The sequence below is a fragment of the Halarchaeum acidiphilum MH1-52-1 genome, assembly GCF_000474235.1.
Classification (GTDB): Archaea; Halobacteriota; Halobacteria; order Halobacteriales; family Halobacteriaceae; genus Halarchaeum; species Halarchaeum acidiphilum.
Genome location: NZ_BATA01000020.1, coordinates 1 through 19,448 on the forward strand (window position 1 = coordinate 1; position 19,448 = coordinate 19,448).

General features: G+C 67.3%; 16 protein-coding genes and 1 pseudogene. 13 read left to right on the forward strand and 4 right to left on the reverse strand.

Translation table 11 applies throughout. The features are described 5' to 3' along the window. Nucleotides 1-39 precede the first annotated feature (39 nt). Nucleotides 40-4,147 (forward strand): annotated as a pseudogene (locus AOZ13_RS15870) (Eco57I restriction-modification methylase domain-containing protein). Between the two features lie 110 nt (nucleotides 4,148-4,257). Here the strand turns inward: AOZ13_RS15870 and AOZ13_RS05310 are convergent. The 3 genes from AOZ13_RS05310 to AOZ13_RS05320 form a co-directional block, all read right to left on the reverse strand. After that, nucleotides 4,258-4,554 carry a hypothetical protein gene (locus AOZ13_RS05310; RefSeq protein ID WP_234402832.1) on the reverse strand — a complete coding sequence of 99 codons (297 nt, stop codon included), beginning with the start codon at nucleotides 4,552-4,554 and terminating at the stop codon, nucleotides 4,258-4,260. 450 nt (nucleotides 4,555-5,004) lie between these two features. After that, nucleotides 5,005-5,403, reverse strand: coding sequence for a Fic family protein (locus AOZ13_RS05315; RefSeq protein WP_020221627.1), 399 nt, complete (start codon nucleotides 5,401-5,403; stop codon nucleotides 5,005-5,007). A gap of 359 nt (nucleotides 5,404-5,762) precedes the next feature. After that, nucleotides 5,763-5,957, reverse strand: a complete 195-nt coding sequence (locus AOZ13_RS05320; protein ID WP_020221626.1) for an HVO_2922 family protein — start codon at nucleotides 5,955-5,957, stop codon at nucleotides 5,763-5,765. Nucleotides 5,958-6,165: 208 nt separating this feature from the next. Between AOZ13_RS05320 and AOZ13_RS05325 the strand changes: the two genes are divergently transcribed. The 6 genes from AOZ13_RS05325 (at nucleotide 6,166) to AOZ13_RS13870 (ending at nucleotide 10,596) form a co-directional block, all read left to right on the forward strand. Further along, complete coding sequence (locus tag AOZ13_RS05325; protein ID WP_020221625.1) at nucleotides 6,166-6,618, forward strand: 6-pyruvoyl trahydropterin synthase family protein; 453 nt, start codon at nucleotides 6,166-6,168, stop codon at nucleotides 6,616-6,618. A 4-nt stretch (nucleotides 6,619-6,622) separates the two neighbouring features. Beyond that, a complete protein-coding gene (locus tag AOZ13_RS05330) occupies nucleotides 6,623-7,402 on the forward strand; it encodes a 7-carboxy-7-deazaguanine synthase QueE (protein ID WP_021780021.1) in 780 nt (259 codons plus the stop codon). 3 nt (nucleotides 7,403-7,405) lie between these two features. Next, the gene (gene folE, locus AOZ13_RS05335) at nucleotides 7,406-8,008 is read left to right on the forward strand and encodes a GTP cyclohydrolase I (protein WP_021780022.1); all 603 of its coding nucleotides are present in this window, start codon (nucleotides 7,406-7,408) and stop codon (nucleotides 8,006-8,008) included. Next, complete coding sequence (queC, locus tag AOZ13_RS05340) at nucleotides 8,005-8,709, forward strand: 7-cyano-7-deazaguanine synthase QueC (protein ID WP_020222191.1); 705 nt, start codon at nucleotides 8,005-8,007, stop codon at nucleotides 8,707-8,709. The genes folE and queC overlap by 4 nt, the downstream gene beginning before the upstream one ends. A 116-nt stretch (nucleotides 8,710-8,825) precedes the next feature. Beyond that, nucleotides 8,826-9,641 carry an MOSC domain-containing protein gene (locus tag AOZ13_RS05345; protein ID WP_020222192.1) on the forward strand — a complete coding sequence of 272 codons (816 nt, stop codon included), beginning with the start codon at nucleotides 8,826-8,828 and terminating at the stop codon, nucleotides 9,639-9,641. A gap of 91 nt (nucleotides 9,642-9,732) precedes the next feature. Then, nucleotides 9,733-10,596 carry a hypothetical protein gene (locus AOZ13_RS13870; protein WP_148294561.1) on the forward strand — a complete coding sequence of 288 codons (864 nt, stop codon included), beginning with the start codon at nucleotides 9,733-9,735 and terminating at the stop codon, nucleotides 10,594-10,596. Here the strand turns inward: AOZ13_RS13870 and AOZ13_RS05360 are convergent. Continuing rightward, complete coding sequence (locus tag AOZ13_RS05360; protein ID WP_044957978.1) at nucleotides 10,593-11,705, reverse strand: pyridoxal-phosphate-dependent aminotransferase family protein; 1,113 nt, start codon at nucleotides 11,703-11,705, stop codon at nucleotides 10,593-10,595. The two genes, AOZ13_RS13870 and AOZ13_RS05360, sit on opposite strands and share 4 nt — an antisense overlap. 120 nt (nucleotides 11,706-11,825) lie before the next feature. On the opposite strand from AOZ13_RS05360, the gene AOZ13_RS05365 reads away from it, so the two are divergent. The 6 genes from AOZ13_RS05365 to AOZ13_RS05390 are packed head-to-tail and all read left to right on the forward strand — an operon-like array spanning nucleotide 11,826 to nucleotide 19,367. Beyond that, complete coding sequence (locus AOZ13_RS05365) at nucleotides 11,826-13,631, forward strand: DUF7408 domain-containing protein (RefSeq protein WP_021780025.1); 1,806 nt, start codon at nucleotides 11,826-11,828, stop codon at nucleotides 13,629-13,631. Continuing rightward, entirely contained in the window at nucleotides 13,628-15,982 is a 2,355-nt protein-coding gene (locus tag AOZ13_RS05370; RefSeq protein WP_021780026.1) for a VWA domain-containing protein, read from the forward strand. Before AOZ13_RS05365 ends, AOZ13_RS05370 begins: the two co-directional genes overlap by 4 nt. Next, on the forward strand, nucleotides 15,979-16,599 hold the full coding sequence (locus AOZ13_RS05375; protein ID WP_020222899.1) for a hypothetical protein: 621 nt from the start codon (nucleotides 15,979-15,981) through the stop codon (nucleotides 16,597-16,599). The genes AOZ13_RS05370 and AOZ13_RS05375 overlap by 4 nt, the downstream gene beginning before the upstream one ends. Next, a complete protein-coding gene (locus tag AOZ13_RS05380) occupies nucleotides 16,592-17,554 on the forward strand; it encodes a DUF7502 family protein (protein WP_021780027.1) in 963 nt (320 codons plus the stop codon). The genes AOZ13_RS05375 and AOZ13_RS05380 overlap by 8 nt, the downstream gene beginning before the upstream one ends. Further along, on the forward strand, nucleotides 17,551-18,492 hold the full coding sequence (locus AOZ13_RS05385; protein WP_021780028.1) for an AAA family ATPase: 942 nt from the start codon (nucleotides 17,551-17,553) through the stop codon (nucleotides 18,490-18,492). The genes AOZ13_RS05380 and AOZ13_RS05385 overlap by 4 nt, the downstream gene beginning before the upstream one ends. Continuing rightward, the gene (locus tag AOZ13_RS05390) at nucleotides 18,489-19,367 is read left to right on the forward strand and encodes a DUF58 domain-containing protein (protein WP_020222295.1); all 879 of its coding nucleotides are present in this window, start codon (nucleotides 18,489-18,491) and stop codon (nucleotides 19,365-19,367) included. Before AOZ13_RS05385 ends, AOZ13_RS05390 begins: the two co-directional genes overlap by 4 nt. The last annotated feature ends 81 nt before the right edge of the window (nucleotides 19,368-19,448 follow it).

The following is a 19,448-nucleotide window of genomic DNA, read 5'->3' on the forward strand; positions in this document are numbered from 1 at the left end:
GGTCAATCGACGCGCTAGGTTGCTCACGGATGGTCATCGATGAGCCAGGCGACGCTCGGCTCAGCGTACCAGAATTCGAGTCTCTTCTCCGGCTACTATCTCGACGAACGCGTCTACGACCTCGACGGGTGGGATTGTGACGACGAGGCGCGGGACGCGCTCACAGAACTCCGAGAGCTGTGGGAGCTCGAACGGGACCTCGTCGCCTCCTATAACGAGAACGAGCTGCTCGACTCGTGGATCGACGAAGCGCTCGACGTCCTCGGGTTCGGAACGCTCTCGGAGACGACGCTCCCCGGCGGTGGCGGATACAACGACCGCCTCCTCTTCGAATCGGAGGACGTCCGCCGGACGGCGGCGACGCGCAAACGCGACGGCGATCAGGACGCCGCGTACAACCTCAGCGCCGCGATCCTCGAAGCCAAGCAGTGGGACGCCGACTTCACGACGCGCTTCAGCGAGCAGCGCTCGTACCGCGACGCGTCCCACCAGGTCAAGTACTACCTCGAACACACGCCGGAGGACGTCGAATGGGGCGTCCTCACGAACGGCCGGAAGTGGCGGCTCTACGGGACGAAGGACTACGCCACGGAGATCTACTACGAGGTCGATCTCCCCGAACTCCTCGAATCCGGGACGCTAGAGCAGTTCAAGTACTTCTACGCGTTCTTCAGACCAGAAGCCTTTCGGGAGAGGGGAGGCGCGTCGTTCCTCGACACGGTCTGGAACGAGAGCGAGACCGCCGCACAGGAACTCGGTGAGGACCTCCAGGATAACGTCTTCACGGCGCTCCGCATTCTCGGCGAGGGGTTCCTCCGGACGAACGACGGGCTCGAATTGGACCCTGAGGACGAAGAGGGACTCAGCGAGCTCAAAGAACAGTCGCTCGTGCTCCTCTATCGATTGATGTTCGTGCTCTACGCCGAATCGCGCGGTCTCATCCACCCCGAGAACCCCGCGATGCGCGACGAGTACGAACAGCACTTCGGACTCAACGACCTCCGAACGCGAATCCACGAGGACGTCCAGTCCGGCGACGACTTCGGGGACTACAGCGAGATATCCACGCAGATGTGGGGGCGGCTCGACGAGCTCTTCACCCTCGTCGACGAGGGCGAGGAGTCGCTCGGCATCCCGCCCTACAACGGCGGGCTGTTCGACGCCGACGACCACGAGTTCCTCGCCGAACACGCCGTCGCCGACCGCTACATCGCGGAGGTGATCTACCGGATCGGGACCACCGAGACAGAGGACGGCGAGTTCGTCCTCGCGGACTACGCCGACCTCGATACTCGCCACCTCGGCACCATCTACGAGGGCCTCCTCGAACACGAGTTCCGGATCGCTCCCGAAGAGTACGCGGCCGTCTCCGAGGACGGCGGACAAGTCTGGAAGCCCGCAACGGGGGTGAGCGTCGCTGACGCCGTCGAAACCGTTGACGAGGGAGATCTGTATGTCGTAAACGACGACGGAGAGCGCAAAGCGACGGGCGCGTACTACACTCCCGACTACATCGTTTCGTACATCGTCGAGGAGTCGGTCGGATCTCTCGTCGACGACATCGAAGCCGACCTCAGGGCGGACGGATTGGAGCCCACCGAGACGGAGTATTTCAGGCGGTTCTGGCAGGGCGTCCTCGATTTGAAGATCCTCGACCCCGCGATGGGCAGCGCGCACTTTCTCACCGCCGCCACGGGCTATCTGACCGCCCGCGTTATGGAAGTGGTCCGCGAGCAGGAGATCCAGGGCTACGACGAGCAGGACCTCAGACGCGAAATCGCCCGCGAGTGCATTTACGGGGTGGACATCAACGGGATGGCGGTCGAGCTGGCGAAGCTCTCGATGTGGCTCGAAACGCTCGCCGCCGACCAGCCCCTCGCGTTCCTCGACCATCACCTGAAGACGGGGAACTCGCTCGTCGGGAGCGACATCGAGGACGTCCTCGGCGACGAGAGCGACCAGTCCGGCCAGACGAAACTCACGGACTGGATGGATCAGACGCGACAGCGCGCCCTCGAACACGTTCTGGAGCGCTTCTCGGATCTCCTCAGCATCGACAACGAGACGCTGGGGGGTATCAAGGAGATGGAGGAGGTGTACGCAGAGATCCGGGAGGACCCCCTCTATCGACACCTACTGGCGATGGTGAACGTTCACACGGCGTCGGAGTTCGGTCTCGACGTTCCCGATGATGCCGAAGAGCAGATGGCTGAAGCACTTCGGGACGGTTCGTGGGACGATATCGGGACCACAGACTGTTTCGGGAGGCGCAAGCAACGGCCGAGGAAGAGGGCTTCTTCCACTGGGAGCTAGAGTTCCCCGTCGTGTTCTATGGAGATGGCGGTGGGCGTCTGGAGGACCCCGGGTTTGATGCAGTGATCGGAAATCCCCCATACGTTGAAGTCGGAGACCCGATTGAGGAGTACCTTCGCGGCACATTCGAGGTATCAGAGTACTTTGTTGATCTATTCCACGTCTTCCTCGAACAGGGCGTTCAACTCCTTTCAGAGGACGGTGAGTTCGGGTATATCGTTCCAGAACCGTGGCTGACGATGGAGAACACGAGGCGGCTTCGCCAGTTCGTCCTCACGAATACGGCTGTAGAGCAAGTCGTCCGATTCGAGAAGACAGTATTTGATGAGGCGACAGTTGACACGATAATTCTGACGCTCCGCAAAACGGATAACCCAGGTAGAGTTCGCGTACTACGTGCTGAGAACGGTGGAAATCAGATCCAGGGGGTCACAGAGACGAACCAACTGGATCAAGAGTCCCTTCTTGACACTCCACAGAAACGTATCGAGGTTCGTCAGACCTCCAAAGAGACAGATCTTCTACGCCACATCCGATCAGCCAGCGTCCAGCTAGATGAGATAGCGGATGTCTCGATAGGAATCCAGGCGTATAATCGTTCGAAGCACACCGAAGAACAGATCGAGAATCGCATATTTCACGCTGATACCCAGGAATCTGAGGAGTATCTGCCCGAGTTGTCTGGCCAGGACGTCTCTCGGTACTCGGTGAAACACGACGGCGAAACTTGGGTGAAGTATGGGGATCATCTCCACGATTATCGACCGATGCGGTACTTTAGCGCGCCCCGCATTCTCGTCCGCGAGATCACGAGCTCCGGCAGACACAAAATTCATGCAGCGTATACGGAGGAGACCTATTGCAACTACAAGACAATCCTGAACATCCTGCCGACCGGTGACTACTCTGGGAAATATCTCTTGGCGATCCTGAATTCCACGGCTATGTCCTGGATTTTTCTCCGAACGTCAAACAAGGTCGTATCTGACACCTTTCCCCGCATCTCGGTCACTGATCTGGAGGGCTTGAACGTCCCACTTATCGACTTTGAGAAGTCCACCCCCCTCTCCGAACAGAAGCTGACGGAACTGTTTGAGGGTTATCTTAGAACCGGTGATTCAGCCCCTCTCCGAAGTGCAGTGTCTGACATAGTTGATTTCTCCTCCGGCCATCCGGGAGTACTTCATGACTTCCTCCGAGCGCGTGTAGACGACCTCACTGATTGGCAAGAGAGAAGATCTTCGATAGATGTTACCCTCCTGAACTACCTCGGCAACTACACAGAGGGCCCGAGCCTCCCGATATCGGTCTCTTCCAGCCGACGTCGTCGAACGTCCTCGATGCGACGACCGAGGACTACGAGAAGCTCCGCGTCGGCGACGTCGAGACCGAGCGCGACGGCTCCAGCGTGACGGTCTCTGCAACGGCGCGCTATAAGCCCGAGAACGAGGAGGCCTTCGAGACCGACCAGTGGGGGTACGCGGAGACCGACTACATGGAGGCGTTCACACTCACGGGGCTCACTGAGGGAGAGGCCGCGCTCGTCGAGGCGTTCGTACCCGTCGCCGTGGAGGAGGCCGACGGCTTCGCGGGCTTCCGGGACAACGCGACGAAGACGAACTCGCCCATCGACCGATTGAAGCGTATCACACTCCCCGACCCCGACGACGTCGCGGACGACTTGGAGCGCTACCTCCGGGCCAGAGAGCGCGCCGACGAACTCGACGAGAAGATCGAGAAGACCGACGAGCTCATCGACGAGATCGTCTACGACCTGTACGGGCTGACCGAGGAGGAGATCGAAATCGTCGAGTCGTCAGTTCGGGGTGACTGAGCCGAAGTCGGTCCCCGAAGGTACGGGACGTACTCGAACGCGCGGCACTCGACGCGGTGAGGTAGACGGCCGGGGAGTGAAGCCGAACCCGCCGGCGCTCACATCGTTTCTCAGTGACCGCGTCGGCGCTCGACCTCTTCGAGATACGCCTCCCGACCATCCTCGTCGAGGAAGTCCCACGGGTCGGGGAACGGCGCTGTCTCGGGCGACGTCCCCGCGGCCATCTCGGTGGCTCGCTTCGCCTCTTGAATCGCGCGATACATCGCGTCGATGTCGTCCTCGGTCAGTTCGTCGCCATCTGAGATCCGCGACGTCGCCTGCCGGAAGGCGTCGCGCACGGTCTCCTCGCGGATACGTTCGAGGCGTGCGCAGAGGAGTTCGCGTCCGATCTCTTCCCACGTCCCCACTATCGCGTCTGATTGTTCGCTATCGGCGTCGTCTGCTTCTCCGGGAGCCGTGCTCGCTCGATTTTCGCTCTCGTCCTGCATCGGTGTCTCGGTGGACATACGGGCCGAACGAGCGACGCCACGCGTGCGTACTTTCTGGGCCGAGGGGTCTGGCCACGCGGTCAGCGCAGTCGAGATATCGTACCGCGTCGGCGGTGTCGAGGGTGGCGCAGGAGACGCACGGCTGACGCTCCGGGTCGTCGATACACTCCCTCAACGAGGGGTCGGTAACGTGTCAGCTGCTGAAGGCGGCCTCAGTCGTGCAGCGCGTCGAGGAGTTCTTCGTCCTCCTCGATGAACCGGCGAACCCGCTCGCGGTGACGCTCTCGGTAGGCGTCGTCTTCGTCTGCCTCGGACTCCAGACTCATGACTACTCCTACTACCACCAGTCGTTTCAGTCTTCCCCTCGCGTCACGGTGTAAGACGGTCTTCATCGATGTCGCCCGTTTCCAACCAGTCCGCGAGTTCGGACGGACTGAACCGGCGGATGCGTCGCATCACGCGCTCCGCGCGCTCACCCCGTTCCGCCGGCTCTAGATCCTTCCGGTCGAGGTAGGTTCGCATCGTCAGCCACGCCGTCCGTTTGTTCCCGTCCTCGAAGAAGTGCGACGTCGTTATGTTTCGCAGGAGGAGGGCCGCTGAGTGATACGCCTCATGGTCAGTGTTTGCTTCGGGAATGTCTTCGAGGAGGCGTTTGAACTTCAGGCGCGGCGCTGCGACGCGAGTTCCGGGATATTTCAGATCCCAGTGGTCGACGACCTCGTCGTGGGTGTCGAGGATGTCGCGCGCGGTCGGGAGGTCGCTCGCCATCTACGATGCTATCGCTCCGGCAGGAGCTTCTCGGTTGCGGAATGGCGCACCGGCTCCCTCTTTACTGCTCGGTTCAGGGGTGGGTCCGTCGTGCTCGTAGATCGGAATGCGACCGTATCGTTGCGAATCATCCTTCGAACCGGCTTTGCCCGGTGGCCAACGTGCTGGATGTTTTATATGCATGGGGCACATAGTAACTCTCAGTAGCAGCCCAGACCGCTGATCGAGCGGGTCGGTGGGTGCTCCAGTCGTGGGGCCGCCAGTCGGAAGAGCGAGGCCTCTCACGGCAAGGACTAGGGTTCGAATCCCTGCCGGAGCACTTTTCCACTCTCAACACGCCTATCGGCAGTTATCTCGTTTCAAGACGACTCGTCGATCCGAACGATTTCGGCGTCGGGCGCGTTCCGCTTGACGCTCTCGATGCCCTGCTCGGCCTTCTGCCGGGACGCGTACCCCTCACCGGAGTCCGCGATGATGTTCCCGTTGTCGTGAATGAGATGCCAGCGCCACTGTCCCGCCGCGTCCGTGAACACCTCGAACGTCGCGTCGCTCATCGAGAGCACGTACCGGTGCAACTCGCAAAACTGTTCGGGCACGCGAGCCGTCGCGGCGACGGCGAACGGCCCTGCTCGATCGAACGCAGTCGACGCGTCGAGCGATGACCTCCATCGATTCTCAATGGCGCCGTCGCTCGGCCGACGGGGAATATGCTCACACGAGTCCTTCGATAATACTTTGGCACCCCTCGGCGAAGGTCGTTCCGTGTCTCTCGAACGGCAACCAGCGTCGGCGCTCGCCGACGCCGGGGAACGAACGCTCCAGATCGGCGGCGATCGGCCGATTCGCATCAGCACCGGTCATCGGCTCCGCCATCACGACGGCAAGTGCAGTCGGCCGCACGGCCACAACTACGAGATCACCGTCGAGGTGACTGGCACGCTCTCCGAGGACGGGTGGGTCGTCGACAAGGGCGACATCACGGATATTATCGACGAGTGGGATCATCGCTTCCTCCTCGAGGCGGGCGACCCGCTCGTCGAGGCCTTCGAGGCCAGCGGCGACATGGACGGCGTCGTCGTCCTCGATCATCCGCCGACGGCTGAGGTGATGGGCGTGCTCCTCGAAGACCGCCTCCTCGAACGCCTCCCCGACCGTGTCTCCGCGGTGTCCGTCTCGGTCCGCGAAACGGCCGAACTCTGTGCTGGAGGCGTCTGAGTAGATGCCCGTCAACTCGACCGCCGACCCCGACGCGTCAACTGAAACGGGTGGCGACGCCGCGACGCTCCCGATCAACGAGCTCTTTTACTCGCTGCAAGGGGAGGGTACACTCGCCGGGATGCCGAGCGTCTTCGTGCGCACGAGCGGGTGCAACCTCCGGTGTTGGTTCTGCGACTCCTATCACACCTCGTGGGAACCCACGCACGGCGCGATGACACTCGACGAGATCGTCGCGGACGTCGAGTCCCACGAGCAAGCCGAGCACGTCGTCCTCACGGGTGGCGAGCCACTCGTCCACGAGCAGTCCGTCGAATTGCTCGAACGTCTCGACGAATTGGGCTACCACACGACCGTCGAGACGAACGGGACGATCTATCGCGACGCGCCGATCGACCTCGCGAGCATCAGCCCGAAGCTCGCCTCCAGTACGCCCACCACGGAGAGGGACCCGAAGGGCGACGGCGAGTGGGCTGAGCGCCACGAAGACCGGCGAATTGACATCGACGCGCTCGCACGCCTCGTCGACACCTACGACTCGCAGTTGAAGTTCGTCGTTACCGGCGAAGCCGATCTCCCGGAGATCGAGGGCCTCCTCGCCCGCGTTCGGGACGCGACGTCGACGACCGTCGCGGACTCGGACGTCCTCCTGATGCCCGAAGGCGTGACGCGCGAGCAACTCGACGACTCGCGGAACGCGGTCGCGGATCTCGCGACGGAGTACGGCTATCGGTACACGCCCCGTCTCCACGTCGATCTCTGGAACGACGCCCCCGGCACGTAATCCATGACGCAACACTCACCCCTCACCCAACCAGACGACGACGGTATCGACCGGGAGAAGGCCCAGCGTGCGACGCGCCTCCTCCTCGAAGCGCTCGGCGAGGACCCCGACCGGCCCGGTCTCACCGAGACGTGGGAGCGCCGCGTCCCCGACGCGTTCGCGACGCTCACCGACGGCCAGCGAAGAGAAGCGAAGCCGACGATGCGGACCTTCGACGCCGAGAGCGACGACCTCGTCGTGAAGACCGGCATTCCGTTCTACTCGCTCTGCGAGCACCACCTCCTCCCCTTCCACGGCACGGCGCACGTCGCCTACCGCCCCGGCGAGGCGGTCGTCGGTCTCTCGAAACTCGCGCGCTACGTCCGCTGGCAGTCCCGCCAACTCACCATGCAGGAACGCCTCACCAACGACGTCGCGTCCGGTCTCGTCGACGAACTGGACGCCCCCATGGTCCTCGTCGAAATGAACGCCATCCACCTCTGCGAGGCCATGCGCGGCATCGAGACCGAGAGCACGACCACGACTCGCACCGCGATCGGCGAGCCGACCGACGTCGAACGCGAACAGTTCCGCGACGCGATCGCGCGCGGGGAGGGCCAGCGATGAGCGACGCGAACGCGAAGCGCGCCGTCGTCCTCGCGTCCGGCGGCATGGACTCCGCGACCGCCGCCGCGGTCGCCCAAGAACGGGGCTACGAACTCTATCTGCTCCACACGAGCTACGGCCAGCGCACCGAGGACACGGAGTACGAGTGCGCGAAAGCACAGGCCGAGCACTTCGACGCCGCGGACCTCCTCCACCTCACGACCGATCACCTCTCGAAGATCGGCGGGTCCTCGCTCACCGACGAGGGGATGGACGTCGAGGAAGCGGACTTGGAGAGCGACGAAATCCCGACCTCCTACGTGCCGTTTCGGAACGCGAACCTCCTCGCGATGGCGACGTCGTACGCCGAGGCGAACGACTGCGACGCCGTCTTCATGGGCGCGCACTCCGAGGACTTCTCGGGGTATCCCGACTGTCGGCCCGAGTTCTTCGAGGCCTTCCAGACCGTCGTCGACGTCGGCACCAAGGACGACACCCAGATCGGCATCGAGGCGCCGTTCACCGAGTGGTCCAAGACCGATATCGCCGAGAGAGGGACCGACCTCGACGTCCCCTACGACCTCACATGGTCGTGCTACCGCGACGAGGCGCCCGCGTGCGGGACGTGTGACGCCTGCGCCTTCCGCTTGCAGGCCTTCCAGAACATCGGCGTCCGCGACCCCATCGACTACGCCGAACGCCCCGACTACACCGATGACTGACAGGTGGCGCGCGCCGCGGCGCCTCGCTGCCGTCCAGACCGCCCGTCCACCGGCCGTGCTCTCGGGACGTCCGCCGGAGCGATATCCACAAATAGCCGCCCCCTCTCTGCCACTGCATGGCACGCGTGGAGCGCATCCGGCTCTACCCGGTGAAGGGGTTCGATCCGATCGAGGTCGGGACGGCGGACGTGACCGCGGCCGGGACGCTCGCCGGCGACCGGAAGTACGCGATGTGCGATCCGGGCGCGGACGCGATCGAGACCGGCGAGGACGTGCAGTTCCGGGCGTACAACGGGAAGCAGAGCGACCGCCTCCACGAGCTAGCGACCGACTTCGATCCGGGAACGGAGGCGTTCGACGTCGAGACCGCCGAAGAGCACCGCGCGTTCGAACTCGGCACGGCGGACGGGCGCGCGGCGGCGAGCGAGTGGCTCGGATCGTATCTCGACCTCGCCGTCGAGGTCCGCGTCGATGCGCCGCCGTCGTTCGTCGATCGCCCCGATCTCGGCCCTTCCGTCATCAGCGCGGCGACGCTGGAGGAGGTGGCGTCGTGGTACGACGAGATGACGGTCGAAAACGCCCGCCAGCGCCTGCGGGCGAACGTCGAGGTGAGCGGGGTGCCGGCGTTCTGGGAGGACCGGTTCGTCGGTGAGGACGCGCCCGCGTTCGAGGTGAACGGCGTCCGATTCGAGGGCGCCGAACCCTGCGCGCGCTGCGTCGTCCCGGAGCGCGATCCCGAGACCGGCGAGCCGCTGGCGGGCTTCCGCGAGACGTTCCTCCGACGCCGCGAGGCGACCTTCCCGGAGTGGGGGGATCGCGAGGCGTTCGAGCACCTCTACGCGGTGATGCTCATCTCGCGGATCCCGGCGCCGTCACGGGACGGCCGCATCCGCGTCGGCGACGACGTGCGCGTCGTCGAGCGCGCGAAGTGATCGCTCTCGACCGTCCCGGTGATGCCGCCTCGGTGACGCCGTCTTAATGGCGTCGCGCTTATTCGAACGTACGCTCTACGTTCCTCCGAACGTGACTTCCTCCCGAATCGCTTCGCTCCTCGTCGTCGTGCTGGCCGTCGTCGCCGCGCTCGCGATGGCGTCCGGCGGCGCGGCGGCGGGCGTCCAGTTACGCGCGGCGGACGTGCAGATCACGACCGTCGCCGCGAACGGCTCGGCGAACGCGACGGCTCCGATTCCGAGGGATGCGACGCTCACGGTGTCCGGCGTGACGAACCGCGATCCCGATCGCGCGAACGTGCTCGTTTCGCTCCGCGCGACGAACGGGACGGCGGCGCGCCTGACGCAGGTCGAGACGTGGGACGCGGACGGCCGCTGGGCGGCGACGCTGAACGCCTCCGGGCTTTCCCCCGGCGCGTACACCGTGACGGCGACGACGGGTGACGCGACGAGCGTGCGAGAGGTGCGGATCGCGGCGGCGTCCGCGGACGAGAGCGCGACGGCGAACGGAACAGGGGAGGAGAGGACGGCGAACGGAACGGCGGAGGAGAGGACGATAACGACTGGATCGATGGCGAACGGGACGCCGACGAACGCGACGACGCCGAACGACTCGTCCGTCGATCTCGTGCTCGGCGCGACGACGGCGACCACGTCGCACGCCTCGACCGCGCGTTCGGGGGGTGCGAACGGCTCGGCGAACACGACGCTGAATGGAACGACGACGATGAGCGCGACGAACGCGACGACGCTGAACGGATCGATGGCGACGAACGCGACGACGCTGAATGGATCGATGACGACGAACGCGACGACGGCCGCGGCGACGTCGAGCACGACGGGTGCGGGGAGTCCGGGCTTCGGCGCGTCGCTCGGCGTCGCGGCGCTGATGGCGTCGTGTCTCCTCGCTCGCGTCTTCCGAACGCGGAGCGCCTAGAGGTCGGCGACGTCCTCGATGGCGTCCGTGAGTTCTTCGATGCTCTCGACGTCGTGCTCGCCCATGTGGCCGATGCGGAAGGTCTGCTCGCCGAGCGCGGAGCCGTAGCCGTTCGAGAAGACGAAGTCGTACTTCTCGGAGACTTCATCGATGGTCGCCGCGACGTCGATGTCGGCGGTGTTCTCGATGCAGGAGACGGTCTGGGAGCGATAGCCCTCCTCGGGGAACATCCCGAAGTGCTCCGCGGCCCACTCGCGCGTGTACTCGGCCATCTCGCGGTGGCGCTCGCTGCGGGCCTCGTGGCCCTCGTCGAGCATGTGCTTCATCTGCGCGCGGTAGGCGAGCATGACGGGGATGGCGGGCGTCGAGTGCGTCTGGCCCTTCCGATCGTAGTAGTCGAGCGAGCGCTGGAAACCGCCGTACCACGAGGCGGAGTCGGATTCGATCTCGCGCTCGTAGGCGGCGTCGCTGACGACGCAGACGGCGAGACCGGGCGGCATCGCGAAGGCCTTCTGCACCGAGGTGAAGATCACGTCGATGTCGTGGGCGTCGATGTCGACGTAGTCGCCGCCGAGCGCGGAGACGGCGTCGACGACGAACAGCGTGTCCGGGAACTCCGCGACGACGTCGCCGATCTCCTCGATTGGGTTGCGCACGCCCGTCGAGGACTCGTTCATCACGCACGTCACGACGTCGTACGTCTTCTCCGACGCTTCGAGGCGCGCGCGGACGTCCGCGGGCTTGACCGCGTTCCCCCACTCGTACTCGAGCGTGTCGACGTCCTTTCCGAGGCGCTCGGCGACGTTCGCCTGCCGCTCGCTGAAGCTCCCGCAGGTCGTGACGAGGACGTGCTCATCGACGAGGTTCTGGATCGCGGCCTCCATGAACTCCGTTCCCGACGCCGTGAGGACGATGACGTCGTTGTCGGTGCCGAGGAAGGTCTTCGTGTCCTCGACGACGGTCGTGTAGAGGTCGGTCATTCGGTCCATCCGATGGCCGAACATCGGTTGGGCCATCTCCTCGATGACGTCCTCGCGGACCTCGGTCGGACCGGGGATGTACAGCGTCTTCTCGGGATAGTCGTCCGTATACTCGCGTTTCTCGGTCACGGGATCCACCTAGTGTGTCGCCACTCCGGCGCCCCACGGTATGGTAGTTGTGATTGGGGGCGAGACGCGACGGTGTCACCACGGGGACACCCTCATTAGTCGCCGGAGCGAGAGTCGGGTATGGCCCTCGCGGACGTCTTCCTCTCCCCGACGGGATTGCTGGCACTCGGGGCGCTCGTGCCGGTCGTCCTCCTCTACCTCGTGCGGCCCGACCCGGCGGAGCGCGACCTCCCGACGCTGCGCTTTCTCGCCGCGGGCGAGCGCGGCGCGGAGTCCCGTTCGCGCTTCGAGCGCCTGCGGCGCACCCTCCTGCTCCTCCTCCAACTGCTCGCGCTCGCGGCCATCGTGGTGGCGCTCGCCGCGCCGTACGTCTCCGTTCCGGCGAGTTCGACCGTCCAGCAGACGGTGCTCGTCGTCGACGGGAGCGCGAGCATGGCCACGGAGTCGGGCGGGTCGACCCGCTTCGCGCGGGCGATCGACGCCGCGCGCGACGACGTGACCGGCACGACCTCGGTCGTGGTCGCCGGCGGCGACGGCCGCGTCGCGCTCCGCCGCGCCGGTCCGACGACTGCACGCGAGACGCTGAACGGCTTGCACGACACGGACGCACCGGGCGACCTCCGGAGCGCGATCGCGCAGGCGACGGCGATCGCGGACGACGACGCGCGCGTCGTCGTTTACAGCGACTTCGCGGACGACTCGGCGTGGAGCGAGGAGGTAGAGACGGCGCGGGCGCGCGGTCTCCACGTCGAACTGCGGCAGTTCGCGGGCGGTGGCGACGCCAACGTCGGCATCGTCGGGCGGTCGTTCTCCGGGCGGAACGTCACCGTCTCCGTCGAGAGCGACGCCGACGACACCGTTCAGCGGACGGTGTCGCTGGGCGAACAGCGCCGGTCTCTGACGCTCGCGCCCGGCGACGTCGAGACCTCGACGTTCACCGTCCCGGGGGGCGGCGGAACGGTCTCGCTGTCGCCGGGCGACGACTTCCCGACGGACGACGCCGTACCCGTCGCCGCGCCCGACGATCCGACGATCGACGTCCTCGTGTTGACGAACGACGAGAACACCCATCTGACGACCGCGCTGGCCGTCAACGAGCAGGTGTCGCTGACGGTGAAGCGCCCGCCGACGACGGTCGAGGACGCGTACGACGTCGTGATCTACAGCGGTCTCCAGCGCTCGCGGCTGCTCGATGGGAACGTGCAGGCCGGCCGCGAGGCGATCGAGCGCGGTGGCGGCGTCGTCATCGCGGCGCAGGACGACCTCCCGACGGAGAAGTACGGCGACCTGTCGCTCCTCGCTCCGAACGGCACCGGGACGAATCCGACGGTCGCGCCGGTCGCGGACGACGACCTCACGCGCGGGATCTCCTTCCCGCCGCCGGAGACGTACCTCACCGGCGACCTGCGCGAGGGGCGCGCGCTCGTCGCGACGAGCGACGGGACGCCGCTGATCGCGCTCGCCTCCCGCGGTTCCGGGCGGATCCTCTACGACGGCTACATCGAGGACGCCTCCTCGTTCAAGTACGACTACCAGTACCCGGTGTTCTGGAAGCGGGCGATCGCGACGCTCGCTGGCCGCGAGAGCCTCTCGTCGGCGAATCGGGCGACCGGGACGCGCCTCGCGTTCGACGCGCCGACGGTCGTCGGGACGCCCGACGGGCGCGTGAACGCGACGACCGTCCGCCTCGATCGAGCGGGCTACTACGCCGTCGGCGATCGCCGGTACAGCGCGGCGCTATTGAGCGCGTCCGAGTCGGCGGTCGCGGCGACGCCGCTCGCGGAGCGGTCGGGCGACGACGCCGCGCCGCCCGCCGTCGTCGAGCGCCAGCCCGTCCCCCGGCGGCTCACGGGCTACGTCGCGCTCGCCGCGCTGCTCGTCTGCCTCCTCGAACTCGTCTATCTCCGGCGGGTGGGTGATCTGTGACCGTCACTCTCGGCGGTGTCACCCTCGGCCTCGCGACGCCGCTCGCGCTCGTCGCGATCCCGGTCGCGCTCGTCGCGCTCTGGGCGCTCGTCTTCGCTCGGGCGGACGGGACGGCGGCGCGCCGGAGTCGCTGGGCGCTCTTCGCGTCGCGCGCCGCGATCGTCGCGTTGCTCCTCTGTGCCGCGGCCGGCCCGTACACGGTCACGAGCGCGGAGACGGCGGGCGATCCCCACGTCACCCTGCTGACCGATCGCTCCGACAGTATGAACGTCACGGAACCCGTTACCGGACTCACGGATGCCATCGAACGGGAGGGCGTGCCGGTGACGACGGCGACGATCGGCGACGGCACCCGCTCGCGGATCGGCGACGGTATCGCCGCCAACCTCCGGTCGAACGGCAGCGTCGTGGCCGTCTCCGACGGGCGGGTCACGGGCGGGCGCAGTCTCGCCTCCGCGGCGGAGCTCGCGCGCTCGCTGAACGCGACGATCAGCGCCGTCGACGTCGCGCCGAACCGGACGGAGCGCGACGTGCGCGTCAGCGGGCCGTCGAAGACGAGCGTCGGCGTCGAGAACAGCTTCCTCGCGAGCGTCGCGGGCGTCGAGACCGACGCCTCCCCGGTCACGCTCCACGTCGCCGTCGACGGCGAGGAGGTGCTGACGCGCACGCTCGACGACGGTTCGGGCGACGTCTCGTTCTCGCACACCTTCCAGACCACCGGCTCGCACCGCGTCACGGCGCGGATCGAGAGCGACGACGCCTTCGACGAGAACGACGTCTTCCGGCGCTCGGTGAGCGTCGTCGATCGCCCGCGCGTGCTCTACGTCTCGCGGGGCGACTACCCGCTCCTCGACTACCTCCGGACGGTGTACGACGTGCGGACGGCGTCCTCGGTGCCCGCCGATCTCAGTCCGTACTACGCCGTCGTGACGCAGAACCTCCCGGCGAGCGCGCTCGGACACACCGAGGCGCTCCAGCGCTTCGTCATCGACGGCGGCGGTCTCGTCGTCGCCGGCGGCGATCGCGCGTTCGAGAACGGCGGGTACGGCCGGCACGCGTTCGGGTCGCTGCTCCCGGTCTCGACCGGCGAGTCCGGCGGATCGAGCGCGAACGTCGTCCTCGCGATCGACGTCTCCGGGAGCGCGCGGAGCGGTCTCGGGACGCAGAAGGCGATCGCGCTCGACGTCCTCTCGCAGCTCGGCGACGGCAATCGCGTCGGCGTCGTGGCGTTCAACGATCAGGCGTATCGCGTCGCGGACCTCCGAACGCTCGGGAACGCCCGCGCCGACACCCGAGACCTCATCCAGCGCCTCACCTCCGGCGGCGGGACGGACATCGCCGCGGGCCTTCGCGGCGCGGGCGACATGCTCGGCGAGAAGCGCGGGTCCGTCATCCTCGTCAGCGACGGGTTCTCGAACCGCGGGGCAGCCACGAATGCCGCCGCGACGCTCGGCGACGCGGGCACGCGCGTGATCAGCGTCGGCGTCGGCCAGACGACCGACGAGCAGACGCTCCGCCGCATCGCGGACGCGTCCGGCGGCACCTACTACCACGCCGACGAGACGAACCGCCTCAGCCTCCAGTTCGGCGATTCGGCGCACCGCTATCAGGGATCGGGGCTGACGGTCGTCGATCCCGACGCGTTCGCCACCGCGGGCGTCACGCTCCGCTCGAATCCCGGGCGCTCGAACGCCGTCTCGGTGAAGCCGGGCGCGGACTACCTCGTCGCCACCGGCGACGGCACGCCCGCGGTCGCGTCGTGGAACTACGGGCTGGGGCGCGTGCTCACGGTGACGACCTACGGCGCAGACGGCGGTCTCGACGGCCTGCTCTCGCGGCCGGACTCCCTGCTCGTGACGAAATCGGTGAACTACGTCATCGGCGATCCCGAGCGCAAGCGCAGCGGCGTCACGGACGTCCCGGACACGCGCGTCGGCGAGCCGACGACCGTCACCTACCGCGGGTCGTCGCGGCCGTCCGTCGACGGTCTCACCTTCCGCGCCGCCGGCGACGGCGTCTACCGGGCCGAGGTGACGCCGACGCGGCCCGGCTACGCCACGGTGTTGAACGCGACGTACGCCGCGAACTACCCCGCGGAGTACGGCGCGTTCGGTCCGTCGGCCGCGCTCTCCTCGGCCGTCTCCGCGACCGGCGGGCGGACGTTCGAGCCGGACGACGCCGCCGCGATCGCGTCGTTCGCCCGCGAGCAGTCCACGCGCGTCCGGCAGATCCGGCAACGCTGGGACTGGCTCTGCCTGCTCGGCGCGCTCCTCGTGCTCGGCTGCGAGATCGTCGTCCGGCGCGTCCTCGTCTACCGGGGCGCGACGACCAATCGGGGTGGACTGCCGTGACGGCCATCGGAAACACCCTCAACGCCGTGCTGGTCGGCCTGCTCTGTCTCTCCGTCGCGAGCACGGGCGGCGCGACGCTGTTCTTCCAGCACGCCGCGGCCGATCTCTCCACGCAGAACCACCGGCTCGAAGCGCAGAACGACCAGCTCCGCGAGAATCTCAGCGAGACGCGTTCGACGCTCAACGAGACGCGCCAGCACCTCGAAAACCTCAACGAGAGCGTCCAGCGCGCCCGCGGTGACGTCCAGCAGGTCTCCGGGGAGCTACAGAACACCGAGTCCCAGCTCTCCAGCACGAAAGACCAGCTCTCGGAGGCGCGAAACGACCTCCAGCAGGCGAGATCGCGCGTCAACACGCTCCAGAATCAGGTGGACGACCTGAACGATCAGGTACGCGATCTCAAGGACCGCAACGACGAGCTGGAGGGGACGAACGAGGACCTCCGCTCCGAGAACGAGAACCTACGGGATACGGTGTCGTCGCTCAACGACCGGGTGGACGAGCTGAACGACCGGGTCGACAGCCTGAACGACCGGATCGATCGCCTCCAGAGCGAACTGGAGGAGGCGCGAAGCCAACAGTCCGTGGCGCCGCCGCCGGTGTCCCCCGATGACTGAGGGACGCGCGGACGCGAGCGGATCGGCCGAAGTTGCCGGAGCGGACGGGGCGGCCGAAGCGGAGTCCGGTCGCGAGATCGAGACCGGTGACGGTGGCGGCGACGCGAGCCCGCGCGAGGGCATGACGCGTGCGATCCGCGCCGTCAGACGCGAGGGGCTGAAGGTCGCCGCGATCTACGCGACGATCGACGCGGTGCTCGTCGCGCTCCTCGCGGACCTCGCGTGCACGAGCGTCGACGCCGCGCCCGCGACCGTTTCGCTCCCGGCGCTCGGCCCGCTCGCCGGCTACTCGCTCCCCGTCGCCCCCCTCGTCGCCGTCGCGCTCGGTCTCGTCGCCTTCTCCGCCGAGGTCGTCCTCCGCGCTCGACGCCCGCTGGTCGAGCAGTTCGAGGCGGTGAACCCCGCGGTACGGGAGGCGCTGCGGACTGCGCGCGACGCCGCCACGGACGGCCGCGAGACGCGGATGGCGGGGCGCCTCTACGAGCGCGTGCTCGCCGACCTCCGCGAGACGTCGAGCGTCGCGTTGCTCGACGCTCGCCGCGTCGCCGTCACGCTCGTCGCCGTCGCCGTCGTCGCCCTCCTGTGCGTGCACGTCGCGGTCGCCGGCATCACGATCGGCGTCGGCGGCGGCCCGGGCGCGACGACCGCGGGATCGGGCGGCGGTGGCGGCGACGCGAGCGACGAGTACGGCGGCTTGCAGAACGCCTCGGGCGTCCTCGGCGACCCCACGGACGTCGAGGCGGGCGACGACGCGCTCAACGCATCGGTGCAGGCGTCGAGCGGCGGATCGGGCGCGGACAGCCCCGAGTCGTACGACGCCAGCGGCTACACGGGCGGGTCGAGCGGTGCCGTCGAGAGCCAGCAGGCCGGCTACGACGCCCCCAGCGACGTCGAGGACGCCGACCTGATACGCGAGTACAACCTCCGGATCCGAGCCAACCAGACTCAATCATGACGGACGACATCGACGCATTACAGGAACGCATCGACGAGGTACGCGCGGAGATCGGGACGCAGATCGTCGGGCAGCGCGAGATCATCGACCAGTTGTTGGTCTGCGTGCTGGCCGGCGGCAACGCCCTCTTGGAGAGCAATCCCGGTCTCGGGAAGACCTCGATGGTCCGGGCGCTCGCGGCGGCGAGCGACCTCTCCTTCTCGCGCGTCCAGAACACGCCCGATCTGATGCCCTCCGACATCACGGGCACGGAGATCATCCGCGAGCGCGAGTCGGGGCGCGACTTCGTCTTCGAGGAGGGACCGATCTTCGCGAACGTCGTCCTCGCCGACGAGATCAACCGCGCGACGCCGAAGACGCAGGCCGCGATGCTCGAAGCCATGCAGGAACAGCAGGTGACGGCCGCGGGCGAGACGCACGCGCTCCCCGAACCGTTCTTCGTGCTCGCGACGCAGAACCCGATCGACCAAGAGGGAACGTATCCGCTCCCCGAGGCTCAGACCGACCGCTTCCTCATGAAGATCGTCGTGGACTACCCCGCGGCGGACGAGGAGCGCGAGATCGTCCGGCGCTACACCGGCGACGTCCGCCCGGAGTCCGTCGAGCGCGTGCTGAGCGGCGACGACGTCCGCGAGATCCAATCGCTCGTCCGCGAGGTGCCGATCGCGGACGACCTCCGGGATCGCGCGATCGACCTCGTTCGCGCGACGCGCGAGGCCGACGACATCGAGTACGGCGCGAGCCCGCGGGCGAGCATGGCGCTCGTCACGACCGCGAAGGCCCGCGCGTTCCTCGCCGGCCGCGCGCACGTCAGTTGGGAGGACGTCGAGGCGATGGCGCGCCCCGTGCTCAGACACCGCATCCGCCTCGACTTCCGCGCGGAGCGCGAGGGACTCACGACGGACGAGGCCGTCGGCGCGCTCCTCGAAGGGGCGTGATCGATCCCGCCTTCCTCGACGAACTCGCGCGCTTTCGAGCGTCGCTTCGCCGCGAGACGTCGGCGCAACGGCAGGGCGAGCAGCGATCGCCGTACGCCGGCGAGGGGCTGACCTTCGCCGACTACCGGCGGTACGCGCCCGGCGACGACACCCGCCTCATCGACTGGCGGCTGTTCGCGCGCACGGAGGAGCTATTCGTGAAGGTCTTCGAGGCCGAGCGCAACCTCACCGTCCACGTCCTCGTGGACGCGAGCGGGTCGATGGACTACGGCGAGGGCGACGCGTACAAGTTCGACTACGGCGCGAAGCTCGGCCTCGGCTTCGCCTACCTCGCCGCCGAGGAGCACAACGACTTCCGGTTCTCCCTCTTCCGCGAGCGTCCCGAGCGTCTCGACACGGGACGCTCGAATCGCAGCGAACTCCTCCGGCTCGTCGATCGGCTGAACGCGACCGACCCGTCGGGCGAGACGGCGTTCGTCGACGCGCTCGACGCGTACGCCGCGACGATCGGGTCGAAGTCGCTCGTGATCGTCGTCAGCGACCTCCTCGTCGATCCCGACGACGTCGCGTCGGGCGTGGCCGCGCTCTCGCGCAACGACGTCGTGCTCCCGCAGGTGCTCTCGCCGGCCGAACTCGACCCGGAGCCGACGGGCGACACGATCTTCCGGGACGCCGAGACGGGCGCGACGGAACGGGCGTACTTCGGCGGGCGGCGCACCCGCACGTACCGCGAGCGCCTCGACGACCACGTCGCGGCCGTCACCGAGCGCGCCCGCGACCTCCGCGCCGACCACGCGCTGATCGACACCGGCGAGGACTTCTTCGACGCCTTCGCCGCGCTGCGCGCGGATCCCGACGCGGCCGCGCGGCGGTGAACGACGATCCGTCTTCAACTGAAGCGGTAGCGCGGAGTCCCCTTCCTCAAGGAGCGAGCGAAGCGAGTGAGTAGGGAGGGG